The 12,255-nt window shown below is 64.0% G+C and carries 10 protein-coding genes; 5 read left to right on the forward strand and 5 right to left on the reverse strand.

Annotation, left to right across the window (positions count from 1 at the left end):
- From SH809_16210 to SH809_16230, 5 genes are all read right to left on the reverse strand, one after another.
- Positions 1–606, reverse strand: a 606-nt coding sequence (locus SH809_16210) for an ABC transporter ATP-binding protein (GenBank protein MDZ4701256.1), incomplete at its 3' end; no start/stop codon positions are given.
- Positions 606–1,529 carry an ABC transporter ATP-binding protein gene (locus SH809_16215; protein MDZ4701257.1) on the reverse strand — a complete coding sequence of 308 codons (924 nt, stop codon included), beginning with the start codon at positions 1,527–1,529 and terminating at the stop codon, positions 606–608. The genes SH809_16215 and SH809_16210, both read right to left, overlap by 1 nt.
- 42 nt (positions 1,530–1,571) lie before the next feature.
- Complete coding sequence (locus SH809_16220) at positions 1,572–2,468, reverse strand: HlyD family efflux transporter periplasmic adaptor subunit (GenBank protein ID MDZ4701258.1); 897 nt, start codon at positions 2,466–2,468, stop codon at positions 1,572–1,574.
- A 55-nt stretch (positions 2,469–2,523) separates the two neighbouring features.
- Positions 2,524–3,771, reverse strand: coding sequence for a TolC family protein (locus SH809_16225; protein MDZ4701259.1), 1,248 nt, complete (start codon positions 3,769–3,771; stop codon positions 2,524–2,526).
- Entirely contained in the window at positions 3,768–4,373 is a 606-nt protein-coding gene (locus SH809_16230; GenBank protein ID MDZ4701260.1) for a TetR/AcrR family transcriptional regulator, read from the reverse strand. Before SH809_16230 ends, SH809_16225 begins: the two co-directional genes overlap by 4 nt.
- Positions 4,374–4,895: 522 nt before the next feature.
- Here SH809_16230 and SH809_16235 point away from each other — a divergent pair.
- The 5 genes from SH809_16235 to SH809_16255 all read left to right on the forward strand — a co-directional run.
- Positions 4,896–6,098, forward strand: coding sequence for a pectate lyase (locus SH809_16235; GenBank protein MDZ4701261.1), 1,203 nt, complete (start codon positions 4,896–4,898; stop codon positions 6,096–6,098).
- A gap of 6 nt (positions 6,099–6,104) precedes the next feature.
- Positions 6,105–7,250 carry a UDP-N-acetylglucosamine 2-epimerase (non-hydrolyzing) gene (gene wecB, locus SH809_16240; protein MDZ4701262.1) on the forward strand — a complete coding sequence of 382 codons (1,146 nt, stop codon included), beginning with the start codon at positions 6,105–6,107 and terminating at the stop codon, positions 7,248–7,250.
- Positions 7,216–8,373 (forward strand): glycosyltransferase family 4 protein, encoded by a 1,158-nt coding sequence (locus SH809_16245; protein MDZ4701263.1) that lies wholly within the window; start codon positions 7,216–7,218, stop codon positions 8,371–8,373. Before wecB ends, SH809_16245 begins: the two co-directional genes overlap by 35 nt.
- Positions 8,374–8,398: 25 nt before the next feature.
- Positions 8,399–9,349: a sulfotransferase domain-containing protein gene (locus SH809_16250; GenBank protein MDZ4701264.1), complete on the forward strand. Its 951-nt coding sequence runs from the start codon at positions 8,399–8,401 to the stop codon at positions 9,347–9,349.
- 437 nt (positions 9,350–9,786) lie between these two features.
- On the forward strand, positions 9,787–12,255 hold a 2,469-nt coding region (locus SH809_16255), incomplete at its 3' end, for a LamG-like jellyroll fold domain-containing protein (protein MDZ4701265.1).

Here is a 12,255-nt window from a genome sequence, read left to right on the forward strand (position 1 = left end):
CCGGTCGCAGTATTCGGCCTCGTCCATGTAATGCGTGGTGGCGAAGACGGTGACGCCGGCGGCGGCGGCCTCGTAAATCATATCCCAGAACTGCCGGCGGGTGATCGGGTCCACGCCGCCCGTCGGCTCGTCCAGGAAAACCACTTTGGGATCATGGAGGATGGCCACCGAAAACGCCAGCTTCTGACGCCAGCCCAGCGGCAGCGCCCGGATGAGCGTATGACCGGCTTCGGTGAGATCCAGTTTGCGGAGTAAAGCCTCGGTTTTGTCTCGGATGGCGGCGTTCGAGAGACCGTAGATGCCTCCGTAGAAGCGGATGTTTTCGCGCACGGTGAGGTCCTCGTAGAGCGAAAACTTCTGGCTCATGTACCCGATCCGGCGCTTCACCTGCTCGGGTTGGGCGCCGACATCGAAGCCGGCGACGGTGGCGTGCCCGGACGATGGCGCGAGCAACCCTGTGAGCATCTTCATACACGTCGTCTTGCCGGCGCCGTTGGCGCCCAGGAACCCGAAGATCTCCCCGGCCTCGACAGAGAAGGAGACGTGGTCTACCGCCGTAAAATCGCCAAACGTGCGGGTGAGCTGGTCGACATCGATCATGGCCATCAGGTCACCTCCCGGTGTTCGTCCATCAGCGCCATGAAGACATCCTCGATGCCGGCGGCGATGGGTGCAACATGGGCCTCGCCCACACCGTGGTCGGCCAGATAGGCCAGCAAGTCGGCCGGGCGGGCGTCGGGCCGGGTGTCGGTGTAGTGCAGGGATTCGCCGAACGCGTAGACCGAGTACGCATGGGGGTAGGCGCGCAGCGTCTGCATCAACCGGAAGCGCTCGGGCGCGCGGATAGCGAAGAGGCGGCGCGTGAACCGGCTCGAGAGCGCCGCCGGCGCGTCGATGCCCAGCACGTGACCGCCCTGCATGAGCGCGACGCGGTCGCACAGGCCCGCCTCGTCCATGTATGGGGTGGATACCACGATAGTGATGCCGCTGCGTTTGAGCCGGCGCAGCATCTCCCAAAACTCCTGCCGGGACACCGCGTCGACACCCGTGGTCGGCTCATCGAGAAACAGCACCCTGGGCTTATGGATCAGCGCGCACGAGAGGGCCAATTTCTGCTTCATGCCGCCCGAGAGCTGGCCGGCGCGGCGGTGTTTGAAGGGTTCGATCTGGCGGTAGATGTCTGCGACGAGCGCGTAGTTCTCGGCGATGGTCGTCCCGAAGACCGAGGCGAAGAAGGCCAGGTTTTCCTCGACTGTGAGATCCGGGTAGAGCGAAAACCGGCCGGGCATGTAGCCGAGACGGAGGCGCAACGCGCGGTAATCCGCCACCACATCCAACCCGTCGACGCGGGCTTCGCCGGCATCCGGCTTCAGCAGCGTCACCAGCATCCGGATAAGCGTCGTCTTCCCCGCCCCATCCGGCCCGATGAGTCCGAACAACTCGCCCTCCTCAACGGCCAGGCTCACCCCGTCGACCGCCGTGACGGCGCCGAAGCGTTTGGTAAGGGAAGTGAGGTGGATGGCGGGCATGGGGATGGTTGATGGTTAATGATTCTTACGAACAATTGACCATCACCTATTCCCACTCCCCCACCTTGCCTCCCCCGGCATCCCGATTTTCAGGGCGCCGGCGGGGTTGGGGACGCGGATGTCGAGGGCGTAGACGAGGTTCACGCGTTCGGCTTTGGTCTGGATCATGCGCGGGGTGAACTCGGCTTCGGAGGCGATCCAGGCGATTTCGCCCGACAGGGAGCGATTTTCGGTGGCCGTTTCGTCGATCAGGACCTCGACGGCCTGGCCGAGGTGGATGTGGGGGAGTTGGTCGCCGCTGACGTAGGCGCGGAGTTCGAGCGTGTCCAGGTTGGCGATTTTGTAGAGCGGCCGGCCGGGAGCGGTCTGCTCGTACCGGCGGGCGTAGACGGCCAGCACCGTGCCGGCGATGGGGTTGACAATAACGCTCCGCCGGATTTGGTCGTCGATCATGGCGATCTGGGCATCGAGCGCCTGCATCTCGCCGAGGATCGTGGCGTTCTGGGTGCGGATGGACTGGACCTGGCGGTCGATGACGCGGATCTGGCCGTCGATGTCGTCGCGTTGTTTGGGGGTGGCGGCCTGATCCTGGAGCAGGAGCTCGACCCGTTCTTTCTCACGGACGGCGACATCGCGTTGGGTTTCGAGCACATCGATCTGGGCGAGCACGCCGGCGATCCGTGAGCGGACCGCATTGCGGCCGGCGCGGACCTGGGCGCGGGTCAGCGCGAGGTAGGTGGTGTCGACGAGCGCCACGGTGGCGCCGGCAGCAACGCCCTGCCCCTCGTCCACCGAAAACGCGAGGAGCTGGCCGGCGGTCTGAGCGGAGATGATCGTCTCGATCGCCCGGAAGTTGCCGTAGGCGTCGGAGGCCGGCTCGCCGTTGCCGCAGCCGGCGGCGGCCGCCGCGAGCGCGAGGAAGAGGATGCGTGTTGTCATAAGAGGGCGTACAAATTTTTTGTACGGACACGCCATGGCGTGTCCGTACGGTCCGTCATTCCCCGGTCGCGAGGGCCGTGGCGTAGTCGATTCGGCTCTTGAGCAGTTGGAGGGCGTGGAGATCGCGCGTGAGCCGGGCCTGCTGCTCGGCGTTCCGTTCGATCAAGAAATCCGTCGCCGTGAGCACCCCGTTGTCGAGCTGGCTCGCAGCGGCTTCGGTAATGCGGGCTCGGAGCATGATGATCTCCTCGTCCTGCACGAGGAGCGCTTCGAGGCGTTCGATGGCCTGGCCGTGTTCGACGGCGGCGAGGTCCAGCTGCCGGGTAAAGACCTCTTCGCGGGCGGCGACGACGTCTTGCTGGAGTGTCAGCGCCTCGCGGTCGCGCTGGCTGACGCGCCAGTCCCAGAATCCCCACTGGACGCGGAGGCCGAACGAATAAAACGGTTGGAAGCGATCGTCGAACAGGTCGAGCCCGGCGGGCCGGCCGTAGGCGGCCTCCGCGAAGCTGACCACCCGGGGGCGCGTCTTGAGGCCGGCGAGGGCCTGCTGGGAGGCGAGGAGGTCCGTCTGCAGTGCAAATGCCGCGTATTCGGGCCGCGCGCGTTGATTTTCGAATGCCGCGTCGGGCGCTTCGGGCCATGCCAGGGGGCCGTCGGCCGGTTGCCCGATCAGTTCGGACAGGACGGCCAGGGCGGTTTTACTGGCCGATTCCGCCTCGGCGACCTGTTGATCCACCCGCAGCCGCTCTACGGCCATCACATCGGCATTGCCGGGCGTGACCAGGCCGGCGCGCACCTGCGCCTCGAGCCGGCGATGCCGGGAGGCGAGGTCTTCGGCGAACGTCTGGAGCGACGCCAGCCGGGTTTCGGCCGCGAGCGCCCCGAAGTAGGCCACGTTCACTTGGTCACGCACCCGGTAGAGATCCACCGCCACCTCTTGCTGCGCCGCGTCTCGCTGTAGCCGTTCAAGCGCCTGCTGGCGACGAACGACCCCGCCGTCGTACACCAGTTGGTCCACACTCAGCGACACCCGGTACTGGTCGTGGCTGATGGTGGGCCCCGACGCCCCGGGGAGGGTGATGGGGAAGGAGGGGATGGCCGACTGGTAGGTGGCCTGGCTTTGGAGCGACAGGGTGGGGAGGAACCGGGCATCGAGGTTATCGAGCCGAAGCGCCGCGATCTCGTCGTGGAGCGCGAACTCCTGCCGACGAGGATGGTGCGCTTCAGCCAGCCGGTAACAGGTATCGAGGCGGATCGTATCCGCGGGGGCGATCGCCCAGAGAGCGAGGAGGAGTGCGATCATGGTGTGAGGGCATCCAGGAAGAAGCGGACGACGACTTCCTTGCGTTGCTGGAGGAAAGCGTGATAGGCCGTGTCGTCCATGCCTGTGACGGTCTGAACCATCGGCCGGGCGACGAAGGGGAAGACGCAGAGCGCCATGAGGTTGGCGACAAAGTGCGCCGGCGCGATCGGGCGGATCTGGCCGGCGGCGACGGCCTCCTCAATCTGTGCGGCGAGGATGGCGAAAAGGCCGTTTGTATGCCCACTCATGAACGTGCGGAGCCGATCCGGATTCCGGCGCAGCTCCTCGACCACAAAACCCGGCACGTGAGGGTTGACGAGCACCTGGTCGATGTACGTATGGACGAAGCGTTCAACCTTCTCGCGGAGCGGGAGGGGGCTGCCCAGCACTTCCAGCACCGGAACCATGACATGCCGCACCGCCCGGCTGAAGACCGCCTCGAAGAGCCTGTCCTTCGTCCGATAATAATAATGGAGCAGGGACTGATTGAGCCCCGCCCGTCGCGCGATTTCCTGCATCCGTGCACCGCTGAAGCCCTTCTCGTGGAATTCAGCCGTCGCCGCCGCGAGTACGCGCGCTTCCGTTTCCTGAGGATTATCCATCGTCCTTGCCTGGTTGCCCCGGCATACTACGGGGTTTGGCAAAAATATTCAACTGTTTAGTTAAATTTTTTTACCGGTACTATTTTCTACCCCTTGAACCTGAAACCTTGAACCTGAAACCGATTCACAGAAGCACCTGCTTACCGATTGAGCCAAAGACGCATCCGTGTTGATCTGAACCGGTTTCTCCCGGCTTGGGGGGCATTGTATCATGGAGTCGTTCGGGGTGGCGCATGCACGTGGCCCCACGATCAATTCTGCGAGACCGGTCTCCTTTTTTACGGAGACCCTACCGCCTGCAAGGATCTTAACGATGCAAGGAACAGCGAATCCGAGCCACGACCGCTTGAGCGGTATACCCCTGCACCTACGCCCCATCGTTCGTTCGCCCTGGAGCCGGCCCACGCCGGATGCCGTGGCGGATTGTGGTTAGATCTGACGCAGGAATATCCAACCGGTCTATTTATTGCGCCTTGAGGCGCCGATACCTCAGAGACCTACAGCTAGCCAGTACTATTTGTGATGAATCGTCACAACGGATCGATAGATGCGGCCCTCGACGTGGCTGCGCAGCAACAACCCATGACAGTTCGAGCGGAGCAGGGCGTGCGTAAGCAGGGCCCCGTGACTCATCAACGCATGATCGACTGGTTGATCGGGGCTCCCGTGCGGAACACCGATCCCTCAACGAAGCGTTTCGGATCGTTCAACCATGGTGTCCATGAAAAAACCGGCCGCGTCCCGGGCCAGTACACGGAAATAACGGGATATGGAGTGAGCGTGCTCGCCCACCTGTATCGCTGGCGCGGTGAACAGCGGTATCTCGACGCCGCCCGCGAGGCGGCGCGGTTTCTGATGCGGATTCAGCTTCCTTCGGGGGCCTATCCGCACTGCCCGGATCCCGAAGGGTCGTGCGCGGAGGGCGAGCAGTATACGTTCGACACGTCCATGTGCACGATGGGGATGATGGACCTGTATCGGGCAGACCCGGACGAGGCTTATCTGGACAGCGCACGTCGCGCCGGCAAGTGGCTGCTGTCCATGCAACGCCCGGACGGCGCCTTCCTTGCCAAGTTCATCCCGAAGACAGGGGCGGCCAACACCGGCAATTTCTTTGGCGACGGCAGTTGCATCCATGTCAAAAACGCAATGCCGCTCCTCAAAATCGCCGACGTGACCGGCGAGCAGGAGTTCATCGAAGCCGCGCGGCGGGTGTGCGATTACACCCTCGGCCTGCAGGCGTCCGACGGCCTCTTCTGGGCGATGCCGACGCGGGATTTTGTGTTCACGCACGCCCATTGCTACGCCTGCGAGGGCTTCCTGTCGGCCGGCGCCTATACCGGCGACGACCGCTACACCCAGGCCGCGCTGAAGGGCATCCGCTGGCTCCAGCAGAACCAGAACGGCGACGGATCGGTCTACCAGGTTTATGCCGACCGCCGGGGCATGAAGCACCAGGTGCGCCGCGCCGTCGACGCCTTCAAGGCGGCCGACGCGACGTCGCAGACGGCGCGCCTGACGCATCTGGCCGGCGCCGGCTTCGAGGCCAACCATCGCCGCGCGATCTCCTTCATCGAATCCCAGATGTGGAGCCCGTCGGGTGGCCTGTATTACACCAAGGGCCGTTTCCGGACGAACAAGATGATGTTTGCCTGGCCGGCCATGTTTGCCATCGAGGCCTTCGAATTCCCCCGTAACGAAGTATCCGCGAAGGATCTTTTCTAGGGCGATATGGAGCAGAAACGCATCAAGGTCGTCGTGATGTTTGGCACGCGGCCCGAGGCCATCAAAATGGCCCCGCTTATCCCCGAACTCGCCCGTCATCCCCATATATTCGAGCCGATCGTCGTCTCCACCGGCCAGCATCGCGAGATGCTCGCCCAGGTGTTGTCGCTGTTCGAGATAACGCCGCACCACGACCTGGACGTGATGGTGCCGAATCAGACCCTCGCCGGCCTGACCTCGCGCCTCATCCACAAACTCGACGCCCTGTTCACGGAGATCAAGCCGGATGTCGTGCTGGTGCATGGGGATACGACCACGGCGCTCGCCGGCGGCCTGGCGGCCTACTACCACCAGATCCCGATCGGCCACGTCGAAGCCGGCCTGCGGACGTACGACAAGTACTCGCCGTTCCCGGAGGAGATGAACCGGCACCTGGTGGACACCCTCGCCACGTTCCACTTCGCGCCGACGCAGACTTCGGCCGACCATCTGCACAGCGAGGGCGTGCCCGACACGTACATCCGCATCACCGGCAACACGGTGATCGACGCGCTGCAGACGGTTGTCAAAAAACCGTGTACGTTGCCGATCGAGCTGGACTGGGCGAACCGCCGCATGATCCTTGTGACGGCGCACCGGCGCGAGAGCTTCGGCGAGCCGCTGGAGAACATCTGCCAGGCGCTCCGCGACATCACCGAAAAGTACCCGGACGTCGAGATCGTCTACCCCGTTCACTACAACCCCAACGTGCGGCGCACCGTCTACGCGAAGCTCGAGGGCGTACCTAGGATCCACCTGATCGACCCGCTCGATTACCTGGAGTTCTCCCACATGATGGCGAAAAGCTACCTGATCCTCACCGATTCGGGCGGCATCCAGGAGGAGGCGCCGGCGCTCGGCGTGCCCGTCCTGGTCCTGCGCGACGTCACCGAGCGCCCCGAGGCCGTCGAAGCCGGCACTGTCCGCGTCGTCGGCACCGACACCGCGACCATCGTGGCGCATGTCGACGACCTGATGCGGCCGGCCGCCCACCGCGCCATGTCCCAGGCCATCAACCCCTACGGCGACGGGCTCGCTTCGAGCCGAATAGTTTCCATACTCAAAGAGGCTTTTGCACATGAACCTGCTCTGGATCCCACACAGCCCGTCTGAGCCTGGTGCGCATCGCCGCGATCAATACTTTATCCGCATCCTCCGGGAGCGGCACAAGATTTATACGCTGACATGGCAGACCTGGAAAGGCGGGGACCGCTTCAAGGCCGTCCTGGCCGGCCTGCGGTTCTACCCGCTGACCATCGACGGCCTGGACGCCTTCCACGTCCGCCGCATCCCGGATTTTCTCCGGCCCTTCCGGAAGCACTACAAAAACGTCGGCATCAACCAGCACTTTTTTCACCAGGACATTCGCCGCATCGTGCGCGAATGTAACATCGACATGGTGATCGCCGGCCCGACCAGCTTCATGACGGGTTACCCGCCCTTCGATCTGGACGTGCCGCTGGTGTTCGACTACCTGGATTGCGCGGACTGGGAGGCCAAGCCGGACCATCCCGAGAAGGTGTACATGCGGGAGTCGGACGCCATCCTCTGCGTCTCCAGCATCGCCAAGGAGCGCGCCGAGCAGTTTAACAAGCCGAGCCTGTACCTCCCGAACGGCGCCGACATCCAGCGGATGCGGTCCGCGAAGGGCGATGCCGTCCGCGCGAAATACGGGCTTGAGAACGCGAACGTGGTGAGCCTGATCGGCCTCACGTGCAGCCCACGGCTGTACTTCCTGGAGTCGGTGCTGCACGCCAAGAAACAGATGCCGAACCTGAAGTGCATGCTCGTGGGGCATTCGCCGGCCATCGAAGCCGCCCTGGCGAAGATCCCGAACGCGGCGGACACCTTCATCTTCACCGGCCCCGTGCCGTACGCCGAGATCGCCTCGTACTTCGCGGCTACCGACGTAGGCATGTACCCGGTGGACGAAGCCGTTTATTACAGCGCGGCGTCGCCGATCAAGATTTTTGAATACACGGCCGCTGGCAAACCCGTGGTGGTGCCCCGCATCACCGAGGCGGAACGGCTCGGCTTCAGCAACCTCGTCTTCGCGGCGCCGGAAGCGGAAGCCTATGGCGATGGCATCGTCCGCGCCTTCAGCCATCCTCAGACCCATGTCCCCCAGATCGACAACTTCGACTGGAATTATCTGGCCGACCAGCTGGACCAGTTCCTCCATGAACTGGTCGGCGAACCGTCCCATGCGCGTACGGCCCCGGCCGTGCCGGCGTGACCCGTTACCCCAGCCAAGCACTGCTATGAAAGCGAGCGATGTGATCGCCGAACCCGCGAACCACGACATCCTGCGGACCTCCGCGGACCCGAACAACCCGTTTCCCCTCCGCGCCTTCTTCGGGCATCATAAATGCGCTTCCGGATGGATCGACAACATCCTCCGGGAATTCTGCCTACACATGGGGCTGAAGTTCAAGATCGTCCACCAGCCGTACTCCTTCGAGCAGTACGGCACACTGGGCAAACTCGTCGACGCCGAACACATCCAGTTCCTCGCGTACATCAACACGACGACAAAATACACGCCGGACCTGAAGGTCTACCGCGGCTTCCACGTCGTCCGCGACCCGCGCGACATCGTCGTCTCCGCCTACTACTCGCACCTGCACAGCCTCGAGGCGCCGACGTGGGATGAACTCAGCGTGCTCCGCGAGAAGCTGAAAGGGCTGAACAAGGAGGAGGGGCTCGTATTCGAACTCGAGTACCTCGGGCAGCAATTCAAGGAAATGTCCGAGTGGAACTACAACCAGGAGCACATCCTCGAAGTACGGATGGAGGACCTGAGCGCCGAGCCGTTTAACGTCTTCCGTCAGATCCTGGTGTTCCTCGAGATGTTCGACTACGAAACCCGCACCGGCCTCGCCAAGAGCGCCCACGCGCTCCGCCTCAGCATGAACCGGCTGAACTACAAAGGCCGGCGACACATGCCGGGTAACCTGCCCATGTTCCCGGTGCCCAAACGCCCGGTCTACACCCTGCCACAGGAAGCCCTGGAATCGATCGCCGACCGGCTCAGCTTCGCGAAGCTCGCCGGCGGGCGCAAAAACGGCCAGGAAAACGTCAAGAGCCACTACCGAAAAGGCGTCCACGGCGACTGGAAAAACCACTTCAACGCCGAGCACACCGCCTACTTCAAAGCACACTACAACGACCTGCTCGTGTATCTCGGGTACGAGGATGGAAACGACTGGTAGGAAAAGGCAACATGTAAAAGGTAAAAGGTAAAAGGTAAAAGGTAAAAAGGTAAAAAGGTAAAAGGGTAAAAAGGTAAAAGGGTATGTGAGGGGTTTGCATTCAAGAGTCGCGAAGCGAAACACCATCTAGCCCAGCATCTTTATACGGGGATCACGTGACGACGCGGCGTACGTGACGGGGCACGAGAGGTATCCCCAGCATCGAAACAACCCATACGAGTACGAAGCCCTTCGCAGTTATGCGGAGGGCATTTTTTTTGTTTTTTTGCTTCTCGGATGAGCCCTGTCGTCGGTAAACGGTGCGATAAGGATGAGGGACGCGTTCCAGGTTTTGGATTTGGGAGTTGCCACCCGGAACCCTTAACTCGCCACCCCTTCTTGGTTTCCTTGAGTGAAATGCTTACTTACGGAGACCCGACCCATCAGCCCACCTTCCCATGCGTAGTGTCGACCCCACCCTCGAACGCGAAGCGCTTGAGCGTTTCCGCGAGCAGCATCCCGATTTCCAGGCGGTCCGCCAGATCGCGCAAATCACCGAAGACGCCTTCGTGGCGCGGTTCGCCGAGACGGCCTTCGGGTGCGACCCGCTGCTTGCGCGCCGGGTGCATCAAACGGCGGTGGCCATCCTCGAACGCGCCACCCTCATCTGGGCCAACCTGAAGGACGCCGCCTCGCCGCATCTCCGGCAGACGCTTTTCAACAACATCCCGCCGGCGTTCCTGGATCACCTGCAGGAGATCCCGGACTACCAGCGGCTTTTTAGCAGCCTGGACTACCTGTCGTGCGACCACGCCGAGTCGGTCTTTTCGCCGGCCGCCTACTTTGTCGACCTCCTCCGCTTCGTCGACACCCACATCAACGGGCACCCGGACAACGCCATCCCTACGGCGCTGACCCTCCACAACCGCCGGCCAGACCTGGCCGCCATCGCCCTGGACGCGGCGAATACAACCGGCGAGATCGCCTACATCGACCTTGTGATCGAGGCCCTCGAAGCGCTCGTCCGCACCCGCGAAAACCCGGACGCCTACGCGGTGCTCCTCGACGCCGGCTACCCGTTAAATCTCCCCTTCCACCTCCCGCTGGAAGAGATCCGCGTGTATCTGGGGAAGATAAAAACCAGCCTCGCGGAGATCTATGACACCTTCGCCCGCCCCGACGACGACCCCGCGCGGGCGGTCCGCGAAGCCCTTGGTCTCTCGCCCGGCGAGTACGCCCTGCTTTCCGAGGTCAACGCCGACCCCGCCGCCCTCGACACCCGCTACGGCGGGCCGGCCGACCTCGCGAATGTCGCCGTTTTCCTCCGCCGTACCGGCCTCTCGCGCGATGAACTCAACGCGCTCATCTACCAGAACCTGGACCCGCAGGCGTTTAACGCCGGCCTCTCCCGCCTCTTCTTCATCAACCGGGTGGACGACGGCCTGGGGCACCTGGCCATCGAACAGGACCCCGCGCTGCCGCTCGACCCGTCCTACACCACCGAGCGGCTCGTCAACCTGAGCCTGCTCAAGCTGGAACGCCTCTACCGGTTCACAAAACTCGCCCGTACGCTCAGGTGGACGTTCGCCGACCTCGACCGTGTGCTGCGCACCTTCGCACCGGGCTACCAGCCCGAGCCGTCGCTCGCCTTCGAGGGCGTGAACGACTTCGTGGCGTGCGGCGCGGTGCCCACCGATCTCGCCGGTTCGACGTTCACGATCGAGGCGTGGGTCAACCCCGCGCGCGCCGGCATCCACCCGATCCTCGCGAAAGGCGTCGCCGCCCGGCAGGACGAACACGCCATCCAGTTTATCTTGTGGATCGACGACGACGGTCGGCTTGCTCTGTTCGACCGACCGCTCCTCGCCGCCGGCGACGCCGCGCTGCGCGGCAAAACCGGCGAGGCGCTGCGCGTGGCCCGGGAATCCCTGGGGTACCTCCGCACCCGCCAGGCGCTCCCGTATGGCGTCTATTCCCACGTGGCGGTGTCCGTCCACGCCGGCGTGGCGACCTTTGTGATCGACGGCGTCGAGACGCCGACGGAGAACCCGGCCGCGCGGTTGTCCATCGAAGTCGTCGGCAACGACCTCGAGATCGGGCGCGACCTCAACAGCTGTGTGTTCGAGGGCCTCATCAAGGACGTCCGCCTGTGGCGCGCGGCGCGGCCGGCGGCCGCCATCGCACGCGACCGCTACCGCCGGCTCACCGGCGGCGAGGCCGGCCTGGCAGGCTACTGGCCGCTCGCCCCCTCGCTCTCGGGCCGGCTGCACGACTTCACCCCCAACGCCCTCCACGGCATCCCCGGCAGCGACGTGCTGGCCATGCAGCCGACATGGGTGGATCACCCGCTCGTCCTGGACCCGCCGCCCCGGTGGGCCGGCCTCCAGTTTAACGGCGTCACCGACTACCTCCAGGCCCGCGAAGTCGCCGGCCTCACAGCCTTCGATGCGCTCACCGTCGAGGCCTCCATCCACATCGACTCCCTCGTCCGGCCGGACCCGATGGTGCTGGTCGCCGCCGGCAACGAACAGACCGGCGCGACCCCGTTCCACTTCGCCGTGCGACCGGGCGGCGCCCTCGAATTCCACTCGGGCTCCATCCCCGACATCCTGTTTCACAGCGACCGCGGCCTCGAAGGCGGCGGTCTGCACCATGTAGCCGTGACCTTCGCCAGCAGCCAGGTTGCCTTCTGGATCGACGGCCTGCCGGCCGGAGACATCACCCTTCCGAACGCCGCCACCCTCCAACAGGCGGGGACCAGTCTGTTTGTGGGCCGGGACCTCGAAGGGGGGTATTTTTACGGGCAGATGGCCGAGGTACGCATCTGGAACAGAGCATTGACGAGCGAAGCACTGCGCCGCAACCGGCATCGCTCGGTGCCGCCCGATGAACGGGATGGGCTGATTGGTTACTGGCCGCTCGATGCC

The sequence above is a fragment of the Rhodothermales bacterium genome (genome assembly GCA_034439735.1).
GTDB lineage: Bacteria > Bacteroidota > Rhodothermia > Rhodothermales > JAHQVL01 > JAWKNW01.